Source organism: Streptomyces sp. NPDC006368 (genome assembly GCF_040612535.1).
In the GTDB taxonomy this organism is placed as follows: Bacteria; Actinomycetota; Actinomycetes; order Streptomycetales; family Streptomycetaceae; genus Streptomyces.
The window spans coordinates 137730-162403 of record NZ_JBEXQK010000002.1; the positions used below are offsets into that span (position 1 = coordinate 137730).

Annotated in this window: 20 protein-coding genes; 11 read left to right on the forward strand and 9 right to left on the reverse strand. The window is 70.3% G+C overall.

Annotated features, from left to right (window positions below):
- Positions 1 to 19: 19 nt before the first annotated feature.
- On the reverse strand, positions 20 to 1669 hold the full coding sequence (locus ABZZ38_RS02465) for a helix-turn-helix domain-containing protein (RefSeq protein WP_356734871.1): 1650 nt from the start codon (positions 1667 to 1669) through the stop codon (positions 20 to 22).
- Between the two features lie 744 nt (positions 1670 to 2413).
- On the opposite strand from ABZZ38_RS02465, the gene ABZZ38_RS02470 reads away from it, so the two are divergent.
- The 5 genes from ABZZ38_RS02470 to ABZZ38_RS02490 all read left to right on the forward strand — a co-directional run bounded on the left by ABZZ38_RS02470 (position 2414) and on the right by ABZZ38_RS02490 (position 5415).
- Positions 2414 to 2662, forward strand: coding sequence for a type II toxin-antitoxin system CcdA family antitoxin (locus ABZZ38_RS02470; protein WP_356734873.1), 249 nt, complete (start codon positions 2414 to 2416; stop codon positions 2660 to 2662).
- The gene (locus tag ABZZ38_RS02475) at positions 2659 to 3060 is read left to right on the forward strand and encodes a DNA-binding protein (protein WP_356734875.1); all 402 of its coding nucleotides are present in this window, start codon (positions 2659 to 2661) and stop codon (positions 3058 to 3060) included. The genes ABZZ38_RS02470 and ABZZ38_RS02475 overlap by 4 nt, the downstream gene beginning before the upstream one ends.
- A 559-nt stretch (positions 3061 to 3619) precedes the next feature.
- Positions 3620 to 4045, forward strand: coding sequence for a DUF6153 family protein (locus ABZZ38_RS02480; protein WP_356734877.1), 426 nt, complete (start codon positions 3620 to 3622; stop codon positions 4043 to 4045).
- Positions 4046 to 4133: 88 nt separating this feature from the next.
- Entirely contained in the window at positions 4134 to 4769 is a 636-nt protein-coding gene (locus tag ABZZ38_RS02485) for a DUF305 domain-containing protein (protein WP_356734879.1), read from the forward strand.
- Between the two features lie 112 nt (positions 4770 to 4881).
- On the forward strand, positions 4882 to 5415 hold the full coding sequence (locus ABZZ38_RS02490) for a DUF4396 domain-containing protein (RefSeq protein ID WP_356734881.1): 534 nt from the start codon (positions 4882 to 4884) through the stop codon (positions 5413 to 5415).
- Between the two features lie 84 nt (positions 5416 to 5499).
- On the opposite strand, the gene ABZZ38_RS02495 is transcribed toward ABZZ38_RS02490, so the two are convergent.
- The 4 genes from ABZZ38_RS02495 to ABZZ38_RS02510 all read right to left on the reverse strand — a co-directional run bounded on the left by ABZZ38_RS02495 (position 5500) and on the right by ABZZ38_RS02510 (position 11281).
- Positions 5500 to 6942: an MFS transporter gene (locus ABZZ38_RS02495; protein WP_356734883.1), complete on the reverse strand. Its 1443-nt coding sequence runs from the start codon at positions 6940 to 6942 to the stop codon at positions 5500 to 5502.
- A gap of 227 nt (positions 6943 to 7169) precedes the next feature.
- Complete coding sequence (locus tag ABZZ38_RS02500) at positions 7170 to 7340, reverse strand: hypothetical protein (protein WP_356734885.1); 171 nt, start codon at positions 7338 to 7340, stop codon at positions 7170 to 7172.
- Between the two features lie 805 nt (positions 7341 to 8145).
- Positions 8146 to 9444, reverse strand: coding sequence for a Na+/H+ antiporter NhaA (nhaA, locus tag ABZZ38_RS02505; RefSeq protein WP_356734887.1), 1299 nt, complete (start codon positions 9442 to 9444; stop codon positions 8146 to 8148).
- Positions 9445 to 9727: 283 nt separating this feature from the next.
- Positions 9728 to 11281 (reverse strand): alanine/glycine:cation symporter family protein, encoded by a 1554-nt coding sequence (locus ABZZ38_RS02510; RefSeq protein ID WP_356734889.1) that lies wholly within the window; start codon positions 11279 to 11281, stop codon positions 9728 to 9730.
- A 449-nt stretch (positions 11282 to 11730) separates the two neighbouring features.
- Between ABZZ38_RS02510 and ABZZ38_RS02515 the strand changes: the two genes are divergently transcribed.
- A complete protein-coding gene (locus ABZZ38_RS02515) occupies positions 11731 to 13629 on the forward strand; it encodes an NAD-binding protein (protein WP_356735269.1) in 1899 nt (632 codons plus the stop codon).
- A 681-nt stretch (positions 13630 to 14310) separates the two neighbouring features.
- Here the strand turns inward: ABZZ38_RS02515 and ABZZ38_RS02520 are convergent.
- The gene (locus ABZZ38_RS02520; protein ID WP_356734891.1) at positions 14311 to 14730 is read right to left on the reverse strand and encodes a TOBE domain-containing protein; all 420 of its coding nucleotides are present in this window, start codon (positions 14728 to 14730) and stop codon (positions 14311 to 14313) included.
- Positions 14731 to 15000: 270 nt separating this feature from the next.
- Between ABZZ38_RS02520 and ABZZ38_RS02525 the strand changes: the two genes are divergently transcribed.
- The 3 genes from ABZZ38_RS02525 to ABZZ38_RS02535 all read left to right on the forward strand — a co-directional run bounded on the left by ABZZ38_RS02525 (position 15001) and on the right by ABZZ38_RS02535 (position 18343).
- A complete protein-coding gene (locus ABZZ38_RS02525) occupies positions 15001 to 15405 on the forward strand; it encodes a helix-turn-helix transcriptional regulator (protein ID WP_356734893.1) in 405 nt (134 codons plus the stop codon).
- A gap of 111 nt (positions 15406 to 15516) precedes the next feature.
- Positions 15517 to 16323: a molybdate ABC transporter substrate-binding protein gene (gene modA, locus ABZZ38_RS02530; RefSeq protein ID WP_356734895.1), complete on the forward strand. Its 807-nt coding sequence runs from the start codon at positions 15517 to 15519 to the stop codon at positions 16321 to 16323.
- Positions 16324 to 16399: 76 nt separating this feature from the next.
- A complete protein-coding gene (locus tag ABZZ38_RS02535) occupies positions 16400 to 18343 on the forward strand; it encodes an ABC transporter permease (protein ID WP_356734897.1) in 1944 nt (647 codons plus the stop codon).
- A 163-nt stretch (positions 18344 to 18506) separates the two neighbouring features.
- Here ABZZ38_RS02535 and ABZZ38_RS02540 read toward each other — a convergent pair whose 3' ends face one another.
- The 3 genes from ABZZ38_RS02540 to ABZZ38_RS02550 form a co-directional block, all read right to left on the reverse strand.
- Positions 18507 to 19649: an HTTM domain-containing protein gene (locus tag ABZZ38_RS02540; RefSeq protein WP_356734899.1), complete on the reverse strand. Its 1143-nt coding sequence runs from the start codon at positions 19647 to 19649 to the stop codon at positions 18507 to 18509.
- Positions 19636 to 20220, reverse strand: coding sequence for a DUF5819 family protein (locus tag ABZZ38_RS02545; RefSeq protein WP_356734901.1), 585 nt, complete (start codon positions 20218 to 20220; stop codon positions 19636 to 19638). The genes ABZZ38_RS02540 and ABZZ38_RS02545 overlap by 14 nt, the downstream gene beginning before the upstream one ends.
- A gap of 280 nt (positions 20221 to 20500) precedes the next feature.
- A complete protein-coding gene (locus ABZZ38_RS02550) occupies positions 20501 to 21727 on the reverse strand; it encodes an ice-binding family protein (protein WP_356734903.1) in 1227 nt (408 codons plus the stop codon).
- A gap of 750 nt (positions 21728 to 22477) precedes the next feature.
- On the opposite strand from ABZZ38_RS02550, the gene ABZZ38_RS02555 reads away from it, so the two are divergent.
- Both ABZZ38_RS02555 and ABZZ38_RS02560 read left to right on the forward strand, forming a co-directional pair.
- The gene (locus ABZZ38_RS02555; RefSeq protein ID WP_315886733.1) at positions 22478 to 22681 is read left to right on the forward strand and encodes a cold-shock protein; all 204 of its coding nucleotides are present in this window, start codon (positions 22478 to 22480) and stop codon (positions 22679 to 22681) included.
- A gap of 373 nt (positions 22682 to 23054) precedes the next feature.
- Positions 23055 to 24602, forward strand: coding sequence for a DEAD/DEAH box helicase (locus tag ABZZ38_RS02560; RefSeq protein ID WP_356734905.1), 1548 nt, complete (start codon positions 23055 to 23057; stop codon positions 24600 to 24602).
- The last annotated feature ends 72 nt before the right edge of the window (positions 24603 to 24674 follow it).

Below are 24674 nucleotides of genomic sequence, written 5' to 3' on the forward strand. Positions count from 1 at the left end.
CGTAGCGGCGCCCGAGTGCTCACGCCTCCCGGCCGCCGCGGTCGAGCAGGCGCAGTTGCAGTTGGGCCAGCAGCCGGGCATCTGGACTGCGCAGGTCGAGCCCGGACACCTCGGTGAGTCGGCTGATCCGGTGCCGCAAGCTGTTCGGGTGCACACCCAGCGCCCGGGCGGTGGCCGGCACGTGACCGAAGTGGTCGAGGTAGGCCCGGAGGGTCTGGACCATGGTGCCCCCGCCGGGCCCGGCATCGAACGCCACCAGGCGTGCCACCGGAGTCTCCGGTGCCAGGGCCAGCCCTGTCAGCGCGTCCATGATCTGGTTCAGGGCCACCGTCTCGGCGACCTCACTCGCAAACGCGACGACGCGGTCCTGTCCCCTCGTCAGCAGAGCTCTCAGCGCCAGATCGGCCGACCGGCGGGACTCGGGCAGATCCGCCAAACCCTCGACCACCATGCCCAAGCCGATTTTCGCTCCCGGCCCGAACGCGCCGGTCACCTGAAGGACCAGTGACTTCCCCAGACGTGCGACTTGCTCGACGGCCCGCTGCCTGTCCTGGTGCAGTGCGCCCAGCAGTACCAAGGCCCCCTGGTCAACCGGCAGCACCACCGACTTGTGGTCGTACGCGCCGCAATGCACCGCCAGGAGGCCGCGCAGCTGTCCGGTTCCGTCACCATCCCGGGAGGCTCCAGGTCGTACCGCCAGAACCGCGCAGTGTCCATGCACCGGGAGCCCAGCGCGTTCCGCCAGCATGTCGGCGGAACCCCGCCCGTCGAGCAGCGCACGCGCCGCGTCGTCGACGAGCCGGGCGTGCGAGCGGTACGACCGGTGGTGCACCAGATGGGCAGCTGCCACCCGCGCCGCCGACCGCAGCGCGTCGGGCGCGTGCGGCGCGAGGGGCGTGCCCGCGGCCGCCACCCAGATTGACCCCAGGACCTCCCCGCCTGCCCGGACGGCCACCACCAGGCGTTCGGGGTTATCTCCGTGTGCCGGCCGGTGGATGACGTCGCCCGTACCCCACAAGGCCCGGAAGAATCCCGCCTCCTGCATCGCGGAGACTCGCCACTCCGGTACCCGACGGCCAAGAATGGTCAGCCGGCGCAACTCGTCGACGTCCTCCTTCGTGGACGAGTACGCCAGGACCCGGGACTCCACGTCCTCAATCGTCACCGCGCCACCGACCAGCACCGACACCGCGTCAGCCAGCCCGTTCAGGTCGCCCAACGTCACGGCCGCCACAGCTGGATCGGCAGCGACTCCGGACAGGACCAGTCCCGCCCGCAGCGCTCCGACCAACGCCGTCCAGCCGAACCATGCCGTCCGGAAGAGCAGCGCGGTACCGGCGTCCTCCGCAGCCGCCCGCAACGCGTCAGGAGACCGACCCGACCTGCCCTGCCCGAAGACCACCGCGACCGTTCCCGATGCGGCGGCATCGCGTACGACGTCGACGGCGGCGGCCGACTGCGGGTCGACACCCACCGCCAGCAACACGTGGCCCGGCGACAGCCCTGGCTCCAGCGAGTCCAGCACCGTCACTCCCTCAACCACGACTCCCTGGCCACGTGGAGCCACGCATAGCTCCAGTGCACCGGCCCCCATGACCGACAGCAGTTTCTCCAGCGTCGGCCCCGATGCGGCGGCGTCCCCCTGCTCGGGTAATCCGTTCAGCGCCATCCGGTCCCCCCTCACGTCAGCGCGTCATGTGACGGTGAGTGTAGGAGCTGTCACGAGAACGGCGCGAGACGCGTGACACGGGGGCTCGACCAGCCACCCCTCCGCCGAGGCCATCGGCCAGGTGGAGCGATGGGCGGTTCCTCCAACTCGCTTCACACTGCATGCGGTCGGAGGTAAGTGCGTATGGGCCCGCTGAGGTGCCCCCATGCCAGGAAATGACGCCGGCAAGGACAGGATTGGGCAAGGATCTGGGCGTCACTCGAAAGGCGCCCCCTCTGCACCCCGCACGCTTGCACCCGTAACAGCCCTTTGAGCCCTCTCCATCCGGCGAGGCATTCTGGCCGCTATTGGCGTCAGGGGGGACGCACTGACACCACTTCGCCGTCGCCGTGCCCCATCCGTGCCCTTCAGCGCGGTAAACACCAGTCAAGAGGAGTAAACGGAGGCGTCTACGGCGCGACGATCACACTGACGTCTGCGCGGGTCAGAGTGCGTTCAGGCGCCGCAGGCGTCGTTGATTCCCAAGCTCAGAGCGCGGGTTCGATTCCCGTCACCCGCTCCATGGCTAAGGCCCTGCGAAAGCCAGGGCCTTTCGCTTGCCCACCAGGACACCGCTGCCGGTCCCGCCACGCTGCGAACAGCCGAAGTGCCGCGAGCCGCGCCCCTTCGATCATGCGACCCTGACTGACAAGGCCAGGAGCACAAGCCCGAGCCTCCTTCTGCATACTCCAGTATGCTTGCTACATGTCCTCAACGACTCGCATCACCGTCACGCTGCCCAGCGATCAGGTGGCGGAGCTCCGCAAGCTCACGGACAACGTCTCCGGCTACGTGGCGGAAGCCGTGGCCCGCCAGATCCGGCACCAGCTTCTGGGCGACGACCTTCGCCGACACGAGGAAGAGCACGGAGGCTTCAGCGACGAGGAGCTCGCCGAGGCCCACGCGAAGATCCTTGGCGCCGCCGGCTCCTCCAAAGGGACCGACGCCGCGTGAGCGAGCGTATCGAAACCGTCGTTCTCGACTCGGAGGGGCTCTCCGCCTGGATCGCGCAGGACCGCAAGCTCCTCGCGATGTTGCGGGTCTTCCACGACATGGGAGCCGACCTGGCGATCGGGGCGAACACCATCGTGGAAGTCAGCCACTCCCGCACCAATATGCCTCGCCTGAATTGGGCCCTGTCCCGTCTCAAGGTGGAGCCGGTCACCGAACACGCAGCCAAAGCGGCAGCGGAGCTCCTCAAAGGCGCGGGGCTGCACGGGCACAAATACGCCATCGACGCCACGGTGGCCGAGGTCGCGCTGCGCCAGCCGAAACCGGTCGCCCTGCTGACGTCCGACAGCGACGACATGACCAAGCTCTGCGGCAACCAGGTCCGGATCATTCCTCTCTGACGCACCAGGCCGCCCGGAGCATGCACCCCGGCACGTTCCGTTCCGCTGCCAACCCACGTGCCCCATTCGTGCCCAGCGGAGCGGACAACAGCGGTCATGTACGGATCCCAGAGGCCACAGCCAATCAGCCCACCCCAAGGGAAAGCGCAGGTCATAGCCACTTCGGCCTGTTATGAACCGCTGATTTCCAAGCTCGGAGCGCGGGTTCGATTCCCGTCACCCGCTCCACGCGGAAGCCCCAGGCCGAAGGCCCGGGGCTTCGTCGTTACCTGGGCCAGCCATGGGTCGCGTGCCGCTCGCGCGCCATAAGAGGCCCCTCACCGCGACCAGTTGGGCCGAGACAGGCCCGCCGACCGCCACACCCGGGCCTCGCGCCTCACAGTGCGAGACCGACTTTCTGTGACCCGCGCCGTCAATCGGCTCCCTGGGTGCGGTATGCGTGAGCAAAGCGGACCTGTCCGGCAAGGCGTCGGCGATCGTCGTCGCAGCAGCCGTTTCGCCATCGCCAAGGCTGAGGTGCTCACCGCGACAAGGGAAGGTGCCGGATTACGATGCGGGTATGAGTCGGCAGGGATGGCAGGCGGTCCGGCCCCATGGGGCGCGGGCATACGTGCTGCTTGCGCTGGCCGTGCTGGTTGGAGTCCTGGCCATGCACGGCTTGGGCCCTGCCCTCGCGTCCCCTGTTCCGGTGGCGTCGGCCCATTCACACCACGGCACCGCGATCTCGGCCGCGTCCCACACCGCCGTGGCCTGCGAGGACTGCGTCCACGTCGACCACAGTGACACGGGCACGGGCGGGCATGCCGAGCACGCCGACGCCACCTGCGCGGCAGGCGGGACCAGTACGGCGCCCGCGCTTCCCGCCCTGGCCCTGACTGGGATGGTCACGTGCTCGGACGCGGACACGGCCTCCCTCGTCCCCGCCGCGATGGCGACCGGACGTGCTCCGCCCTCGTTGAGCGAACTGCAACTCCTGCGCATATAGGCGTGCCCCGGCGGCCCCGTACCCCTTGATCCGGGGCGCCGTTGAGAGCCATGCCTGCTTCAGCACACGTACAGGAGTCGCACCCACCATGACCGCACACCGTTCCCCGATCCGCCGTGCCGCCGCTGTCGCGGCCGCGGCCACCGCCTCTGTCGTGCTCGCCGCCTGCGGTGGCGGCGAGGACAGCAGTCCGTCCGGCCACGACGGCCACAGCAAGAGCGCCTCGCCCAGCGCGTCCGCCCTCGCCCAGCAGGGCGAGCACAACACCGCCGACGTCTCCTTCGCGAAGGGAATGATCCCCCACCACAGGCAGGCTGTGGAGATGGCTGAGCTGGCCGAGACCAGGGCGGCGTCCGCCGAGGTCAAGACGCTGGCCGCAGAGATCAAGAAGGCACAGGACCCGGAGATCAGGACCCTGTCCGGGTGGCTCACCTCCTGGGGCGAGGAAGTCCCCAAGGAAGGGGAGAGCGCAGAGCACGGCGGCCACGCCATGTCGGGGATGATGACGCCCGAGGAGATGGACAAGCTGGAGAAGTCCTCCGGCAAAGTGTTCGACACGGCCTTCATGGAGCTGATGATCAAGCACCACGAGGGCGCGATCGAGATGGCGAAGACCGAACAGTCCAACGGCGCCTACAAGCCGGCCAAGGACATGGCGGGCACCATCATCACGTCGCAGAGCGCCGAGATCGAGCGCATGAACAAGCTGCTCGGCAAGAGCTGACCGTAGAAGCCGCGCGGCGGGGGCGGCTACCGCCGCCCCCGCCACGTCCTCCTCCACGCGGTGCCGGACCGTCGGGCCCGACCCACACTGGAAGGGTGGGAGGGAGGACGTCATGGACCACATGGATCACACCGCTCATCAGGCCGGCGCCTCCGGCGCTCGGGAGCAGGAGCATGGTGCGCATGATCACGCGCACCATGATCACGCCGGCCGGGCCTCCTGGGGCACCGCGGCGAAGGCGACGGCACACTGCCTGACCGGCTGCGCGATCGGCGAGATCCTCGGCATGGTGATCGGCACCGCCCTGGTGTGGAGCAATGTCCCCACCATGGTCCTGGCCATCGCCCTGGCCTTCCTCTTCGGTTACTCGTTCACCCTGTACGCCGTGCGCAGGGCGGGCCTGAGCCTGAAGGCCGCGATCCGCGTCGCCCTCGCCGCCGACACCGTATCCATCGCCATCATGGAACTGGTGGACAACCTCATCATCGCGCTGACCCCCGGCGCCCTGGACGCCCACCTCTCGGACGGGTTGTTCTGGTCGGCGCTGCTGGGCGGCTTCGCCGTCGCCTTCCTCATCACCACCCCGGTGAACAAGTGGATGATCGGCCGCGGCAAGGGCCACGCGGTCGCCCACGCCTATCACTGACACACGGACGGGGCCACCCGACTCCGTTCGAAGTCGGGTGGCCCTCGGGCTGTTCCCGCTTGCGGCCGGACAGCGGTCCACCGGTCAGGAGCCCACCCGCCCGCCCGACTCGGCCGTCGGCTCCTCGGCGGGAGCCGCTGCCTCCGGCTCACCGCCGCGCATCAGCAGTGCGGTGAGTACGCCACCGGCCGCGGCGACCGCCGCGGCGCCCAGGAAGGCGGAGCTGAAGCCGTCCGTCAGCGCGGGCAGATCACCCAGCTTGCCCGCACCCTGGGACGTGGCGAGTGCGGTGAGCGCGGCCAGGCCCAGGGCGGAGCCCACCTGGTACGTGGTGTTGACGATGCCCGAGGCCAGACCGGCCTGCTCCTGCGGTACGCCGGAGATCGCCGACATCATCGCCGGGATGTAGGCCAGTGACATGCCCGTCGCCGCGGTGAGGGAGGCGGGCAGTACATCGATGAGGAAGGTGCCGGTCGGCTCGACGGCCGACAGCCACACCAGACCCACGGAAAGGACCAGCAGCCCGCCCGCGATGAGCGGCTTGGCCCCGAAGCGGCCCAGCAGCCGGGCAGTGATGAGCGTCATGAAGACCATCAGGAGCCCGGTCATGGGCAGCAGTGCGGCGCCGCTGGCGAACGCCCCGTATCCCAGGACCTGCTGGAGGTAGAGGTTGAGGAAGTACCACATGGGGATCCACGCGGCCCCCAGCAGCGTCATCGCCAGGTTCGACACGCCCAGACCCGGGGTGCGCCACACACCCAGCGGCATGAGCGGGGCCCTGACCGACTTCTGCACCAGGAGGAACACGATCAGCAGGGCCGCCCCACCGATGAGTTCGACCACGGTCTCGCTCGCGCCCCACCCGACCTCGGGCGCGCGGACGACGGCGAAGACGGTGAGCGCCAGGCCGGCGGTCACGGACACCGCGCCGAGGATGTCCACAGAGCCGCGCCGTCCGGCGACCGCGGGGAGCAGGCCAGTGGCCAGGAGCGTGGCGATGCCGATCGGGATGTAGATGATGAAGACCCAGGGCCAGCTCATCCACTCGGTGAAGACGCCGCCCAGGAACACGCCGGCCGTGCCGCCGGCGGGAGCCGCCGCTCCGTAGAGCGCGAGGGCCTTGCCGAGTTCCTTCGGGTCGTGGCCGAAGAGCATCATCAGCAAGGTCATCGACGCCGGTGCGATCAAGGCGCCACCGGCGCCCTGTACGGCGCGGCCCATGACCTCTACCCAGGCAGTGCTCGCAGCCGCCGCGACGACAGAGCCCGCGATCATGGTGACCCAGCCGGCGACGAACACCTTGCGAGCCCCGATCAGGTCGGACAGCCGACCGCCGAGCAGCAGCAGACCGCCGAAGGCGATGACGTAGGCGTTGAACACCCACTGCAGATCACCGGGGGAGAAGCCCAGGTCACGCTGCATTTCGAGAAGCGCCACGCCAATGATGGACGTATCCATGATCACCATGAACTGGGCGGCGGCCAGCACGAGGAGCGCCCACCAACGCCGTGGATTGACGGTTGACATTGCCTTGCCCTTCGCCCAATTTATACCCCCGGGGGGTATCTCTGACGGCTGAGACGATATACCACCCGGGGGTATGTCGGAAGGGGAGAGGAATCTTGTCCACAGACGGTGACGGCGTACGGGGGTCTCCCCGCGGCCGGGCAGCACCAGGTCCGCACCCCCGGTGCCGCCCAGCGGCGGGTCACATCCCCGGAGAGCCAGCTCGTCAGCGCCGCGCGAACGCGGGATCAGGGGGTGGACAGTCGCTCCTGCTCCACCGCCACCCGCGGCGCGGCCTGCTGGCGGCGTACGTCGGTGCCCTTCGCGTGCTCCAGGGCATGGAAGTCGGCCTCACCCTTGAGCGACGTGGTCTGCCAGGACTTCCCGGCATCGGTGCTCTTGATCAGTCCAAGGTTCATGGGCCGGTCGCTGCCGCGGTTCATGGGTGGCCGCGTAGAGCCGACCGTCGGCCGGGTCGACGCCCACCCCGTGGATGTGGCTGCGTATGGCGGGGGCGTCCTTGTGGTCGTCGCCTCCCGTGGCGGTGTCACCGGTGGAACCTGCGCCGCAGGCAGCGAGGAGCAGGGCTCCCGCGGCGAAGGCGCCCATGGCGGCGAACGCGTGGCGACGTGGTCGACGGAACGGATTGGTGAAGGCGGTCATGGTCGTCACACCTCGTGTTATCGGTCGTGGTGGTCTGCTGGGCATGGGTGCGCGGAGCGCGGGCGGGCAGCGCTCGGCGGGCTGTACCCGCAGGACCGACAACATGGTGGGATCGGGTTCACTCGGCGCTGGGTCGGGCCGAGGAACTGAGGGAACGGGTCAAGGCGCTACTGCCAACGGCGAATACCAACCCAGCTCGGGAGCCCGGTCCAACCTTCATGGCGACCCCAGCGAGGCGAACGTAATCAATTGCTGTAGCGCCCAAGTCATCGCTGCCCGCCGTCACCAAACGGTACGGGGAGGATTTCGAGCATCCCCATCGCACGGCGCCGGTGGATCAGTGCAACAGCACACACTGCCACCGCCCCGATGGCCGGCCCCACGGACCCGCGCCCGCCACGGTCAGCCCCGCGACGGCCACCAGCCGCAGAGCCTCCCGGTCACGGGTTGGTGTGACGTCGGCCGGCCCGGTCTCGTCGCGCGGGGCGCCCACCCGCCCCTCGGTGTAGCGCTCTTGCGGCACCGCGAGCAATAACCGCTTCCGCAGCAACGACGGTGACGTCAGCGTTCGGCGGCCCCGGTTCGCTGGTAGATGTCGGGGATGCCGTCGTGGTCGTCGTCGCGGGTCTCCTCCTCGTACAAGCGGCGGTAGACGCCGTTGCGCCGCTTGATCAGAAGGGCGGCCAGGGCGGCGGCGATGAGCGAGCCGATCAGCACCGCGGCTTTGACGTGCTCGGCCGCGGCCGGGTCGGGGAAGGCGAGTTCGCCGATGAGCAGGGCGACGGTGAAGCCGATGCCGGCGAGGACCGCGAGCGCGAAGACGTCCGCCCAGGCCAGGTCCGGGTTGAGCCGGGCGCGGGTGAAGCGGGCGGCCAGGTAGGTACCGGCGAAGATGCCCAGCGTCTTGCCCACGACCAGACCGAGGACCACGCCGAGCGGCTCGGGCTGGGTGAAGACCTCGCCCAGAGACGCGACCGAGACGCCGACTCCGGCGGCGAAGAGGGCGAACAGGGGCACCACCACTCCCGCGGAGAACGGGTGGAGCAGGTGGGACGTGCGTTCGGCGGGGGAGGCGGTCTCGCCCTTGTCGCGGGTGGTGCGCAGGATCAGGCCCATGGCGACGCCGGCGACGGTGGCGTGGACGCCGCTGTTGTACATCAGCGCCCAGGTGACGACGCCGAGGGGGACGTACCACCACCAGCCGCGCACGCGGAACCGCTGGAGGAGGTAGAAGACCGCGAGGCAGGCGAAAGCGCCGCCGAGCGCGGCGAAGTTCAGGTCGCTGGTGAAGAAGATCGCGATGATGAGGATCGCGCCGAGGTCGTCGACGACGGCGAGGGTGAGCAGGAAGGCGCGGAGCGCGGCGGGCAGGTGGGTGCTGAGGACCGCGAGGACGGCGAGTGCGAAGGCGATGTCGGTGGCCATCGGTACGGCCCAGCCGTCCAGGCTGCCTCCGCCGGCCGTGACCGTGGCGGCGTACAGGGCTGCGGGCACGACCATGCCGCACAGGGCCGCGATGACCGGCAGGGCCGCGGTCGCGGGGGTGCGCAGCTCGCCGACGACCAGCTCGCGTTTCAGCTCGATGCCCGCGACCAGGAAGAAGATGCCGAGCAGTCCGTCGGCGGTCCAGTGCTCCACCGAGAGGTCCAGGCCCAGCGCCGGTATGCCGAAGTGGAAGTCGCGTATCTGCTCGTAGGCCCCGCTCCACGGGGTGTTGGCCCACACCAGGGCCACGACGGCGGCTGCGAGGAGCACCAGTCCGCCGACCGTCTCCGTCCTCAGGGCCTGGGCCACCGCGTTGCGCTCGGGCAGTGGCAGAAGGCCGAGGAAGGGGGAACGCTCGCGTGGGGTGGCGGCCATCAGGGGAACCTCCGGGGCATCGACATGAGGGCATACGGCCTCTGGGACGCCGACCAGACTTCCCGGCACACCGCGCGTCCGATGCAGCCACCTCAGGCGGGGTCATTGACGCGTTGCCTGCACCCTAACCGCCTGTCCACGATGCCGCCATACCCCTTTTCACCTGCTGAAACGGGGATCCGGGGGCATGGGGACGGGCCCGTCCACACCAAGGCGCGAGGTGTGTACGGGCCCCTCCCCCACCTTCGGCGGGGGGTCCCCGGGAGCCGGGCCGCGGGGGCGGTCAGACGGTGGTCTTCACCGGCTCCTGGTCTTCGTCGGACTCGTCCGACTCGTCGTTCTCGGTGATCTCACCGGCGTTGCGGGCACGGACGAACTCCAGGAAGGAGTTCAGTTCGCGCTTGACGACCGGGGCCAGGAGGTAGAGGCCGATGATGTTGATGACGGCGAGCATGAACAGCACGGCGTCGGCCATGTCGATCAGGGTCTGCAGCGTCAGCAGCGAGCCGGCGATCGCGAAGAGCGTGTAGACGACCTTGTACGTCAGCTCGCTGGCCCTGCTGCGGCCGAAGAGGTGCGTCCACGCCTTCAGGCCGTAGTAGCCCCAGGTCAGCACGGTGGAGATGGCGAACAGCAGCACCGCGACGGTGAGGATGTACGGGAACCAGGGCAGCACCGTCGCGAAGGCGTCGGAGGTGATCGTGACGCCGCCGATCGACTCGCCCTTGCGGGCCTCGGCCCAGCTGGCGGGGTTGGCGATGACGATGGTCAGCGCGGTCATCGTGCAGATGACGACGGTGTCGATGAACGGCTCCAGCAGGGCGACCAGACCCTCGCTGGCGGGGTGCTTGGTCTTGACCGCCGAGTGGGCGATCGGTGCCGAGCCGAGACCGGCCTCGTTGGAGAACGCGGCCCGCTTGAAACCGATGATCAGCGCGCCGAGCACACCACCGGCGACACCCTGCGGGTTGAAGGCGCCCTCGATGATGGTGACGATCGCGGCCGGGACGGCGGAGACGTGGACCAGGATGACGACCAGGCAGGCCGCGATGTAGATGCCGGCCATGGCGGGGACAAGCCTGCTGGTCACGTTGGCGATGGAGCGGATACCGCCCAGCAGCACGATGCCAACGAGCGCGGCGATGAGGATGCCGAAGAACAGGGCGCCCGCGGAGGAGCCCATCAGGCCGTCCTCGCCGCCGGTGACGGAGACCAGCTGCGCGTAGGACTGGTTGACCTGGAAGAGGTTGCCGCCGAAGAGGCCGAAGAACAGGACGAAGAAGGAGGCGAGGACCGCGAGGACCTTGCCGAGGGTCTTGCCGTTCTTGCCGAAGCGGTCGGCGAGGCCCTTGGGCAGGTAGTGCATCGGGCCGCCGGAGACGGTGCCGTCGGCGTGCACCTCGCGGTACTTCACACCGAGGGTGACCTCGACGAACTTGGTGGCCATGCCGAGCAGGCCGCACAGGATCATCCAGAAGGTGGCGCCGGGGCCGCCGATGGAGACGGCGACGGCCACACCGGCGATGTTGCCGAGGCCGACCGTGCCGGACACGGCGGCGGTCAGGGCCTGGAAGTGGTTGACCTCGCCGGCCGACCCCTTCTCGTCGTACTTCCCACGCACCACATCGAGGGCCAGTTTGAATTTGCGGACCTGGACGAACCCGAACCAGCCGGTGAAGACCAGACCGGCGACGACGAGCCAGGCGACGATGAGGGGCAGGTCCGTACCGCCGACGGGCACGGAGTAGAAGACGACTTCTCCGAGCCAGGTGGCTATGGGTTCGAAGAATCCGCTGACGGCTTCGTCGACGGACTGGGTGATGGAGTCGAGTGACACTGTGGCTACCTCGATGGCGCAGGACCGGGCACGGGAGGAGTGCTGCCGGTTGATGTGCGGTCTTTGAGCGAACGCCGTTGTCCGATCGGCGACCCTGGGTACCGGTCCGTGGACTTCGGAACGTGATCACCCTGGTCGTGCAGCCGACGCATGTGCCGGCGCTCCACATGGCGGCGGGGGGTGGTGCCACCTGCGGAGTTGCGTAGTTCTACCACGTTCTTTACGGGATCTTTAGTGATCCAAATCACATAACCATGAGTAATATTCGAAAGTGCCAGCGAACGAAACCAGACCGTTATTAGTGAGCCAAGATCCGTTCATCGGACACCCATGTCCGCATGCCGGCCACAGCCGCGGTGATTTCCGTGCGGTCGGAGGGTGGGGCGAGGCACGCTACGCGGGTGCCTCCACTTCCTGATCAGCGCTTCTCCGACGGATCCGCCGGACACATGATCGTCTGCGGCGACGACGCACTGGCCCACCGGCTGGCGGCGGAGCTTCGCGACGTCTACCGCGAACGCGTCACGCTCGTGCGCCCCGGCAGCGGACCGGCCGTCGGGCCGCGCCTCTCCGTGCCGGGGCAAGGCCGGGCCTCCACGCTGCTGGGGCGGGTGTCAGCGGCCATGACCGGTGCGCCGCCCGCGCCCGCGGCGGATCCGTCCGTGGTGGAGGCCGACGAGCCCACAGAAGCGCTGCTGGAGTCGGCGGGCGTGGCACGGGCAGCCGCTCTGGCTCTCGTCTACGACGACGACGAGAGGAACATCCGCGCCGCGCTCGCGGCACGCCGCCTCAACCCGGGACTGCGGTTGGTGATCCGGCTCTACAACCGCAAGCTCGGACAGCACCTGGAGCAGCTCCTCGATCAGGCCGCTCTCGTGGCCCTGCCGGATCTGGACCCAGCCGCTGTCGACGCGTCCACGACCGTGCTCTCCGACGCCGACACGGCGGCGCCGGCCCTGGCCGCCACCGCGGTCGCGGGCACGAGCAAGGTCGTCCACGCCGACGGGCTGCTGCTGCGCGCCGTGGAGCGTACGCCGCCCGGGCGCGGGGAGGTCGCCGACCCCGGGCTGTGCACCCTCGCTCTGCTCTCCGCGACCGTCAGCGACCCGGCCGGTGAGGAGGGCTCGGACAGCAGCGGAACGGCCGGCCCACGGCTGCTTCCCGATCCGCGCACGGTGACCGCCGCCACCGGCCGGGGCACGATCGTCCTCGAAGCCGTGACCCACACCGGCCCGGCGCTGCCGCCCGGACGCCTGGCCGGCCGGGGCCTGCCCCTCTCCGAGATCTTCTCCCGCCGCCTGCGCTGGGCCGTCGCCGTCACCGCCCTGGCCGTGTTCGCCCTGGCCGTGGCCTCCTGGTTGATCACGGGTGATCATCCGCTCCACGCCGCCTACGTCACGCTGCTCGACCTGTTCTCCATCAACGACCCCGCCGTCGGGGAGAGCACGGCACGCCAAGTACTCCAACTGCTGTCCGGGCTGGTGGGCCTCGCGCTGCTGCCCCTCCTGGTGGCGGGCGCGCTCGAGGCGCTGGGCGCGTTCCGCAGCGCGTCCGCCCTGCGCCGCCCCCCGCGCGGGCTGTCCGGTCACGTCGTCCTGCTCGGACTCGGCAAGATCGGCACCCGCGTCCTGGCGCAGTTGCGCGGCCTCGACATCCCCGTCGTGTGCGTGGAGGAGGACCCCGAGGCCCGCGGTGTGGCCCTGGCCCGGCGCCTGCGTGTGCCGACCGTGATCGGTGACGTCACCCAGGAGGGCGTCCTGGAGGCGGCCAAGATCCACCGGGCGCATGCTCTGCTCGCCCTCACCAGCTCCGACACCACCAACCTGGAGGCCGCCCTCTACGCCCGTACGGTCAAGGCGGACCTGCGCGTGGCGCTACGGCTGTACGACGACGACTTCGCCACCGCCGTCTACCGGACCTTGCGCGCCGCCCACCCCGACGCGCTCACCCGCAGCCGCAGCGTCTCCCATCTGGCCGCTCCGGCCTTCGCCGGAGCGATGATGGGCCGCCAGATCCTCGGCGCCATACCGGTCGAGCGCAAGGTGCTGGTCTTCGCCGCCCTCGTGGTCGCCGGCCACCCGCAACTGGAGGGCCGCACCATCGAGGAGACCTTCCGGCCCGGCGCCTGGCGCGTCCTCGCCCTCGACACCGCCGCCCCCGCCGACCGGCGCCGCGACCTCGCGACGCCGCGTTCCGCCGACGGCGAGCAGCACCCCACCGGCCTGGTCTGGGACCTCCACCCGGGCTACGTCCTCAAGCCCGACGACCGCGTCGTGCTGGCGGCGACCCGCCGGGGCCTGGCCGAGCTCCTCGGCCGGCACCCGCAACCACGCACGACCGAGCGCTGAGCCTCGGTACGACCCGGGACGACCACGTCCCGGGGCGGCACCCGCATTGTCTTCGACCGGATCCTCGCGGTACCGCGCCACCTGCTCAACGCCCGCGAGACGGTCCTCGCCGTCAACGAGGCGTACATCGCCTCCGCCGCCCGGACCGACGCCACCCGTACCGAGCCGCCCTTCCAGCCCCCGGGGTCCTACCGCAACGTGAACAAGACCGCCGCCCGCGTCTCCTCGGTCATGACGGACCACGAGCTCGCCGCCGTGATCGACGACCACTACACGGGCGAGGCCCGGACCCCCACCACAGGCGCCGGGACCAACCTGCTCAAGCGGGCCGCGTTGCGCGGCACGCTCACCCCGGCACAGGCAGCGCGCTGGGCGGAGATCACCGCCGCGTACGTCCGCACCCGGCCGCTCGGCGGCTCCGGGGACGACGCCCTCGGCCGCGCCACGGACCCCCGCCACCCGCACCCGCTGAGCCACCCGCCCGGCCAAACGCCGCAGCCCGCCCGGAGGACGGGCAGGACCGGTGAGAAGGCGTCACCCGCGGCGCTGCCCGGCTCTCGATCAGCCGCCTCTCCGCTCCACCGGTGCGGGGCGCGCTGCGTCTGCGCGGTCCGCCATGTGCGGGGCGGCCCGTGGGCCGTGCTGCTGCCGCCACAGGGTGGAACCAGCGGGCCGGGCCGGTCAGGCCGTGGCGAGGGAAATCTCGGTCGACTTGATGAGAGCGACGACGGAGTCGCCGGTGCTCAGGCCCAGATCATCGACGGCTTCCCTGGTGATCGCCGCGGTCAGCTCGGCGCCCTGCATGTCGACCTTGATGCCCGCCATGGCGCCGCCTGTGACGATGTCCGTGACGGTGCCGGGGAGCTGGTTGCGGATGCTCAGGCCCTGCACCGGGCCGGTGGCCAGGGACACCTCCGTGGACTTGACGAGGACGCGTACGACCGAACCCTCGCCGAGGCCCAGGTCCCCGACCGCGTCCACGGTGATGGCGGCGGTGACTTCCTGGCCACCGTCGAGCCGCACCTTGACGGTGGCCATGACCTCCCCCGGCGTGACGGACACGACGGTGCCGGGAATCCGGTTCCGAATGCTCATGCTCATGACGAACGCTCCACGAGAGGCGAATTGCGAGGGTTTGTCTGTCGCGCCGTGATCACTGTACCGAGACTCCCGAAAGCCGGCGGAAGCCGCCTCGCAACCACCAGGAGGCCCCGGCGCTCGACATGGCGAAGGGCAGGAGGCGCCATCCGGCTCCCCGGTTCTCATTCGCACGCGCCACCCTTGGCGCTTCATCCGAAGCACCTCTCATCTGCCATGGAGAAAGCCTCAAAGAATTGCAGATGTAAGGAGAACAGCCCTAGCGTGACGCACATGCAGTCCTACACAATTGGCCAGGCCGCGCGGTTGCTGGGCGTCAGCCCCGACACCGCGCGCCGCTGGGCGGACGCCGGCCGGGTCGCGACCCACCGCGACGAAGCAGGCCGCCGCCTCATCGACGGCCGGGACCTGGCCGCGTTCTCCATCGAGGTCGCCCAGGTCGCCCAGGGCGGCCAGGGAGACGACGACAGCTCCTACACCACGGCCCGTAACGCCTTCCCGGGCATCGTCACCGCGGTCAAGCTCGGCGATGTTGCGGCCCAGGTCGAGATCCAGGCCGGGCCGCACCGACTCGTCTCCCTGCTCACCCGCGAGGCCGTCGAGGAACTGGGGCTGGAGGTCGGCATGCAGGCCACCGCCCGCGTGAAGTCCACCAGCGTGCACATCGACCGCATCTGATCGCCCGGAAGTTCTCGGTCAGCGGCGTCGCCGTCCCGGCGCGGCTCGTCCACCCACCGCCCGGGGCGGCGCAGCCCGCCCGCGCGCACGTCACACCAGGAGTCGACCCTCATGGCCCAGCCCCTTGCCCGACGCCGTGCCGCTGCCGCGCTCCTCATCACCGCGCTCCTCGTACCGCTCGCCGCCTGCGGCGACAGCGACGGTGAGAAGGACGCCGGCGCCTCTCCCCAAGGCGGCGCCGACTCCGCGCCCGGGGCGGAGCTGACCGTGCTGGCCGCCGCTTCCCTGACCAACGTCTTCAGGACCGCGGGCGCCGCGTACGAGAAGTCCCACCCCGGCACGAAGATCACCTTCTCCTTCGCCGGCTCCCAGGAACTCGTCGCGCAGGTCAAGCAGGGCGCTCCCGCCGACGCGCTGGTCACCGCCGACACCAAGAGCATGGACGGCGTGAAGGGCGAGACCGGCACCCCGACCGTCATCGCGAAGAACCGCCTGGTCATCGCCACCGTCGAGGGCAACCCCAAGAAGATCGATGAGCTGAAGGACCTCGGCGACCCGAGGCTGAAGGTCGTCCTGGCCGCGCCCGAGGTGCCGGCCGGCAAGTACAGCGAGAAGATCCTGGACGCGCAGCAGATCACCGTGAAGCCGGTCTCCCAGGAGCCGAACGTCCGCGCCGTCCTCAGCAAGGTCGAGCTCGGCGAGGCCGACGCCGGCCTCGTTTACAAGACGGATGCTCGTAGCGCGCCGGACAAGGTCGACGCGGTCGCCATCCCGGACGCGCAGAACGCCATCGCCGAGTACCCGGCCGCCGCGCTGAAGGACTCCAGGAACGCGGAGGCCGCGACGGCGTTCGTCGCCTGGCTGGCCGGCCCCGAGGGACAGAAGATCCTCCAGGACGCGGGCTTCCAGAAGCCATGACACCTCCCCATGCCGCACAGGGGCCGTCCGCTCGGGGGACCGGACAGCCCTCGCGCCCGAACCCGCAGGACTCACCATGAGACGCCTGGGCCCGCGCCGCCGCGGCATGCCCGTCGCCCTGGCGCTGCCCGGGCTGCTGGCGGTCGCGTTTCTGCTGCTGCCGCTGATCGGGATCCTCGGCCGTACGTCGTGGGGTGAACTGGGCGCGCATCTGAGCAGCGAGCAGTCCGTCGAAGCCCTCCGGCTTTCCCTCGTCGTGTCCTTCTGGTCGCTGGGCCTGTCCGTGCTGCTCGGCATCCCGCTGGCCTGGCTGCTCGCCCGGGTTTCCTTCCCCGGCAAGACACTTGTCCGGTCACTGGTGCTGCTGCCGATGGTGCTGCCGCCGACCGTGGGCGGGGTGGCGCTGCTGCTCGCGTTCGGGCGCCGCGGGGTGCTCGGACCGTGGCTGGAGGACTGGTTCGGCGTCACCCTGCCGTTCCACACGTCCGGCGCGGTCGTCGCGGCCACCTTCGTCGCCATGCCCTTCCTCGTCATCAGCCTGGAGGGCGCGCTCGCCGGCCTGAACAAGCGGTACGAGGAGACCGCGGCCTCCCTCGGCGCCTCGCCGTTCCGGGTGTTCCGCACGGTCACCCTTCCGATGGTCGCCCCCGGGCTCGCGGCAGGTGCCGCGCTGACCTGGGCGCGGGCGCTCGGCGAGTTCGGCGCCACCATCACCTTCGCGGGCAACCTGCCCGGCAGCACACAGACGCTCCCCCTTCAGGTCTACCTGCTCCTCCAGGACCGGCCGGAGGCCGCGACCTCCGTCTCCCTGCTGCTGCTCGTCATCGCCATGGCCGTGCTCATCACGCTGCGCGGCCGCTGGACCGCGACGCCCGGCAGCGGCGTGCGGACCGTGGAACCGCTCCCGGACCGCGACGACACCACGCCCGCCCCACCCGCACCCGCACCCGCACCCGCACCCGCACCCGCACCCGCGGATGTCCACCGCTGGGCCCTGCACGCCGAGGTCACCGGCTTCAACGACCTCGTCCTCGACGCGGACCCGGGCGCCACCATCGCCGTCGTCGGCCCCAACGGCGCCGGCAAGACCACCCTCCTGCGCGCCCTGCTCGCCCTCACCGACCGCGCCCACGCCCACCTCCGGCTCGGCGGCACCGACGTCACCGGCCTCCCTCCCCACCGGCGCGGTGTCGCCTGGGTCCCGCAGGACGGCGCCCTCTTCCCGCACCTGAACGCCCTCGCCAACACCGCGTACGGGCTGCGCACCCACGGCGTGCCCCGCGCCGAGGCCCGGGCGGCCGCCCAGCAGTGGCTCGACCGCCTCGGCGTCGGCCACCTCGCCCACCGCCGCCCCGCCCAACTCTCCGGTGGCCAGGCCCAGCGCGTCGCCCTCGCCCGCGCGCTCGCCGCCCGCCCCCGCCTGCTGCTCCTCGACGAACCGCTCGCCGCCCTCGACCAGACCACCCGCGCCCACGTCCGCCACACCCTGCGCCGCCACCTCGACGGATTCGGAGGCGTCTGCCTGATCGTCACCCATGACCCGGTCGAAGCCGTCTCGCTCGCCGACCGCGTCCTCGTCCTCGAAGACGGCCGCGCACTCCAGGACGCCACCCCCGCCGAGGTCACCCGCCACCCCCGCTCCCCGTGGGTCGCCCGCATGCTCGGCCGCAACGCCTGGCCCGGCACCGCCACCGCCGACGGGCTCGCCCTCGCCGACGGCACCACCGTCATCGCCGCCGAACCCCTCCCCGCCGACACCGACGCCCTCGCGATCATCGCCCCCGAGGCCGTCTCCCTCCACCGCGACAAGCCCACCGGCAGCCCCCGCAACACCTGGCCGGGCACCGTGCGGGAGATCACGGCCGTCGGCAGCCGGATGCGGGTCCTGGTCACCTCCGACGAGGCCCCGGACCTCGTCGCCGAGATCACCCCGGCAGCCGCGGCAGACCTGGACCTCACCGACGGCACACCCATCTTCACCAGCGTCAAGGCCACGGAAGTCACCCTCGTGACCTGCTAGCGCCCTTCGCCTGCGCGCCGCTGCCCCTGTGGGGTCCGCGGTTGGGCGCGGTCACGGTCCACCACCACCGGCGCCGGACGGCCACCTCGCCCGTAGCAGGGCGAGCGCCCGACGCCTCGGCGGCACCGGCTTCGCCGGAAAAGCTCCCCGGCCCGGCCGGTGATCAACCGGCCGGGCCGGGCTGGGCCGGGACCAGCCCGGCTTCCGGGCGGGGCGGTGCTCCCCCTTCACCGGTGCCGGTGCCGTGGACCGCGCGTTGCCACAGCCGTCCCAAAGACCGGTAGAAGCGGTCCGGCAGGAAGACCGCGTCCGCGACGATCATCGCGGCGGAGAACAGCGGCAGGCCCATCAGTACCGCGATACCCACGTGCATCCCCAACATCATGCACAGGACGGGGTACTTGAGCCGGCCGAACAGGACGAACGGGAAGGCGACCTGCAACAGCACCGTCAGGTAGCAGGCGACGGCGATGAGGACATCGTGGTCGTCGACCATGTGCGACAGGGCGGGCCAGGGCTGGAACAGGTGGAGGTTCAGGACGTAGTGGAGGGCCGTCCCGTTGCCCCAGGTGTCGCCCTGCACCTTGTACAGGCCCGCGGATCCGTAGAGGAAGCAGACCTGCGCGGCGATGACGAACATCCCGCAGTTGTGCAGGACGGTGACCACGGTCAGGCGGGCGTCGCGCAGATGGCGCCGGAGTTCGCCCCCGGCGCCCGGGGAAAGGCGTACCTGCCGTCCCGCGGCTTTGTGGAGCCTGGTCCTGCGCGCGTCGAGGGACCAGCGCCGGCCGCATGCGGTGAAGACGAGGTAGACGGCCATGAGGAGCATGAGGTTGTCCCCGCCGTCCGTCATGAGGATGGCCCTGGCGTGGAACGACGCCACCACGACGGCGAACAGGACGGACACGGCCCGGGTGCGCCAGCCCAGCATGAACAGCGCGCACGTGACGACGCCCAGCGCGTAGCAGACCTCGAAGTACGCGCGGCTGTCGGACAGGGTCAGGATGCTGCCCCATCCCGTCTGTTCGAACAGCTGCCTCGCCAGCGTGGGTGTCCACGGTGAGCCGGGCCCCCAGATCTCGTCACGGTGCGGGAATTCCCGTACCAGGAAGGCGAGGTAGAGCAGGCCGTACCCGATGCGCAGTACCGCCGCCGCGTACAGGGAGATGGGCCGCTCGGTCAGGAGGGTGAAGAACGCGGCGATACCGTCCAGTGCTCGCTGTGCCGCGGTGCGCGCGCCCGCACGCTCGGTGTCGCACGCGGACGGCGCGGGCGTCGTGGTCGGGGTCTGCTCAGTCGGTGCCATGCGGGGCCACCTTCCACCAGGGCAGGTAACGGGTGTTCACGGACGCGGACGGGGCTGTGGCCGGGCGGTTGCTCCCCGGCGGGCCGGGCGCGGCGGCGGGCACGGTGATGACGCGCAGTTGGATGGAGTCGAATACGCCACCACGGTGATCCGCGACGCGATCCACCGCGATGTTGCGGAGGTACTGCTGGATCAGCACGGCCCGCTCCGAGCGCGGCCGGTCGTCGCCGCCGAGCGTTTCCAGGTAGGAGGTCCAGGCCCGGCGCAGCATGTTCTGTGTCGTATGGCTCGGGAAGGGGTTGTGCTCGGTCGCGGAGCGGTCCACGCCGCTCAGGTCGAACCAGCCGCTCACCTGCGCGGTGCCGTCCGGGGCGGTCCGCATGGTCCTCGCCGAGATGTGCCGGTTGGTCGACTCCGGGTCCGGAGCGAAGAGCCGCCAATTCTGCTCGAACAGCGGAAACACCCATGCGTCGATCTGCCGGCCGTACCGCTGCGAGAGGGGATTCGCCGGCGCCACGTGCAGGAAGACCAGCGCCGCGTGAATGAGCGTGACTGCCAGGCAGAGGACCACGACCGCCGCTGTGGCCGCCTTCAGTGAGCGGTGGGGTTGTCCCGTGCCGCTGTGGGAGGCAGGGGAATCACCACCGTGGCCACTCTCGGCCGTACCGGCGTCGGAGTGTTCCGTTTTCCTGGATTCCGCCTGTCCGACACCGCCGACCACGAACCCACCCGGCCTTCCGTCCCAACTGTTCATTTCGCTTCTTCCGGTCCGCGCGTGGCGCGCGCTGGAATGGATGACGATCCGTCGCGCGCCACGCGTCTCACTCGTACGTGCGCCTGCGTGAGCGGGCTTACGTCGTGGTCGTGGCCGGCTTACCGGGCTTGTCGTGATCGGCCTCGCCGGGCTTGCCCGGCTTACCGGGCTTCTCGGGCTTCTCGGGCTTGCCCGGCTTGCCCGGCTTACCCGGCTTACCCGGGGGCTTCTGGCCGCCTCCGCCCGTCGCGCCACCGTGGACGCCACCGATCGTCGCGCCCGTGGTGCCACCCGTCGTCCCGCCGAGAACGCCTCCCGGAGTACCGCCGGTCGCGGTACCCCCGTTCGTCCCGCCCGTGATGCCGGCGATCACGCCGCCCGTGGTCCCGTTCGTCCCACCCGTGGTGCCGGCGATCACGCTGCCCGTGGTCCCGTTCGTCCCACCCGTGGTGCCGGCGATCACGCTGCCCGTGGTTCCGTTCGTCCCACCCGTGGTGCCGTTCGTTCCGGCCGTGGTGCCGTTCGTTCCGGCCGTGGTGCCGTTGGTCCCGGCCGTGGTGCCGTTGGTCCCGCCCGTGGTGGCGCCGGCGCACTCGGGCCGTGTGATCGTGTTGGTGTCCAGCGTCACGGATCCGTTACGGGCCAGTGCCCGGCCGACGATGTCCGCCCCCGTCGTGGCGGTGATCGACGTCATGGCCATGATCGTGCCCACGAAGTCGGAGTCGGTGCCCAGGGTGGCCGAGCTGCCGACCTGCCAGAACACATTGCACGGCGAGGCGCCGTTGATGAGGCTCACATTGCTGGCGGAAGCAGTCGTCAGGCCCGAACCGACCTGGAACACCCAGACGGAGTCCGGGTTGTTCTCGGCGTTCAGGGTGAGCGTGCCCGTGATGCCGAGGGTGGTCGGCGCCGTGTAGACACCCGGGGTCAGCGTCAGACCGCCGGCGTCCGGGGGAAGCGTGGCGTCCGAGGGCTGTCCGGCCGCGTTGTTGTACGCCGCGACCAAGTCGCTCTTGGCCTGAGCGGCCAGGGCGTCCGCGACATGGATGGTTCCGTTCACCTGTCCGGGCGGGAATCCGGTGATGGACGTCCCCGGGTGCACCCCGACATCGCCGTTGATGACCGTGGGTCCGGTGTTGGTGACCGACTCACCGGCCAGAACCGCGAAACTCTCGGCAGTGCCCAGAGGTACGGGCTGGGCGATCGCGTTCGCCCGTGTCGGCGTCACCGCCACAACGGCGGCGGCGATCAGAATGGCAAGTGCCGCCGCCATCCAGGCCGACGTTCTGCGCCATTGGAGCGTGTCATGGATATTCAGCGTCATCGAGAAGCCAACTCCTGGGGGGCTGGTGGCGGGTTGGGGGAATTCCGGACGTCCGGAATTCACCATTCCTGTCGGCGGCATATTACGTAGACACCTGCGTCAAGCCAGGATCCCTCAGGGTGTTTTCAACAAACCCACCATATGCATCATTGAAAATATGAAAATACTTCAATATGACACCGACGATCCTCCGGCGACCGGGCGGCGCCGAGGGGCCCGTGCCGTGTCGGGCGCCTCTCGTGCGGACCGTGGACAGAGGAGCCCGGACACCACGCCGGCATCCGGCTCACGATGCGGCGCTTCGGGGACGAACCCTCCCGCGCGCCGACCGGATGTCGGCGGCCCTCCCGAACCGGTCCCTTCACGACCGCGACCGTCGGCCCGCCGCACCCAAGCCCCCCTTGCTCTGTGGGGCCACGTGGCCCGCCGGACATCCGGGACCGTTCGTGGAACGTCCACTCCGGGCGAACCAATATCTGTGGCCGTGAAGTAAGAAATGGGCGCAACGCGCGATGAGTATTTCTGGCACAACAAGCGGAGCGCAATCATTGGCTGTGCAGAGCGGATCTCGCCGTGCTACTGTCTATCTCAGTTGCAGTTGTGGTTCCCAAAACTTACAAGTGCCCCCACCGGCCTCGCGCCGATGGGAGTTCTTTCGTATTTCCGGTCATTTCCGGATGGGGCGATCATCGCGGCGACGCGGAGTCCGCACAGTGCGGGCTCCGGGCACTGCCCCGAAGGAGATTTGACATGACTACTGGCACCGTGAAGTGGTTCAACGCGGAAAAGGGCTTCGGCTTCATCGAGCAGGACGGTGGCGGCGCCGATGTGTTCGCCCACTACTCGAACATTGCCGCCCAGGGCTTCCGCGAGCTGCAGGAAGGCCAGAAGGTGAGCTTTGACATCGCGCAGGGCCAGAAGGGCCCGACGGCCGAGAACATCGTTCCCGCCTGACGCTGACGCACGCAGTTTCGCAGCTGGGGCCCGCACCTTGGGGTGCGGGCCCCGGCTCGTTGCATTTCAGGACGCAGCCACTCGTCCGCCGTGGTGATCCGACCGCCGGAATGATTCCGGGGGCCCCGCGATCCCACCGCACGGCGGATCGCCGGCCTCAGGCTCCGGACGCGGACCCGTCAGGGCTTCCCCTGCTCGACGACCCGGCCGCTCCGCCCCGGATCACGCCACCCCTTTCAGCGCATCGCCCCGCGGAGAATTATCCGCCGGCCGTATCCGCTTTCGCATTTTTTCTGGCTCGTTCTCGCGATTCTCTGTGCGGCTCATCGCTGCGGGAATTCCTTGATACGTGCCGCTTCGAGGAAGGTTCCGCATGAACCGCACACGTTCGAACGACAGCTACTCCCGTACCCGCACCGGCTCTTCCGGCTCCGGTTACGGTTCCGGTTCGGGTTCCGGTTACGGAAAGAGCGGCAGCCGCTCGGGGGCCCCGGCCTCCGGCCGCTCCCGCGCTCCCGGCCGTTCGGGTGGTTACACCCGCCGCCCCGCCGCACTCCAGGGCGAGTTCGCCCTGCCGGTGACGGTCACCCCGGCGCTCCCCGCCGTCGAGGCGTTCGCCGATCTCGACATGCCCGGCCAGTTGCTGGCCGCGCTCGTCGCCGAGGGCGTGACCGTACCGTTCCCGATCCAGGCCGCGACCCTGCCGAACTCCCTCGCGGGTCGTGACGTACTCGGCCGCGGGCGCACCGGGTCCGGCAAGACCCTCGCCTTCGGCCTCGCGCTGCTGGCCCGTACCGCCGGCCGGCGCGCCGAGCCCCGTCAGCCGCTGGCCCTGGTGCTGGTACCCACCCGGGAGCTCGCGCAGCAGGTCACCGACGCGCTCACCCCGTACGCCCGCTCCGTGAAGCTGCGGCTGGCCACGGTGGTCGGCGGGATGTCGATCGGCAAGCAGGCCGGCGCGCTGCGGGCCGGCGCGGAGGTCGTCGTCGCGACGCCGGGCAGGCTGAAGGACCTCATCGAGCGGGGCGACTGCCGCCTGGACCAGGTGGACATCACCGTCCTGGACGAGGCCGACCAGATGGCCGACATGGGCTTCATGCCGCAGGTCACCGCACTGCTCGACCAGGTGCGTCCGGGTGGGCAGCGGATGCTGTTCTCGGCCACCCTGGACCGCAACGTCGACCTCCTGGTCCGCCGTTACCTGTCCGACGCCGTCGTCCACTCCGTCGACCCGTCCGCGGGCGCGGTCACCACGATGGAACACCACGTGCTCCACGTGCACAGCGCGGACAAGCACCAGGCGACGACCGAGATCGCGGCGCGGGAGGGCCGGGTGATCATGTTCCTGGACACCAAGCACTCCGTGGACAGGCTCACCACCCACCTGCTGAACAGCGGTGTACGGGCCGCCGCGCTGCACGGCGGAAAGTCGCAGCCGCAGCGCACCCGGACCCTGGCCCAGTTCAAGACGGGGCATGTGACGGTGCTGGTGGCGACCAACGTCGCGGCACGCGGCATCCACGTCGACGACCTCGGCCTGGTGGTCAACGTGGACCCGCCCAGCGATCACAAGGACTACCTCCACCGGGGCGGTCGCACAGCCCGCGCCGGCGAGTCCGGTCTCGTCGTCACGCTGGTCACGCCCGGTCAGCGCCGCGACATGGTCCGGCTCATGTCGGACGCCGGAATCCGCCCGCAGACCACCCAGGTCCACTCGGGCGAGGCCGAACTGAGCCGCATCACCGGCGCGCAGGCCCCGTCCGGCATCCCGGTCGTCATCACGGCACCGGTGGCCGAGCGCCCCAAGCGCAGCGCCTCCTCCTCCCGCGGCCGGCGCAGCCGTACCGCCAGGGACCGCCGCACCGGTCAGGCGGCGCACCGTCCGACTCAGCGACAGTCCGTCTTCGACGCGGCTGCCTAGACCCACCCGGAACTCCGGGCAGGACGCTGACCCACTCCCACAGGAGACACCTTTGACACTGGTCCGGACGCA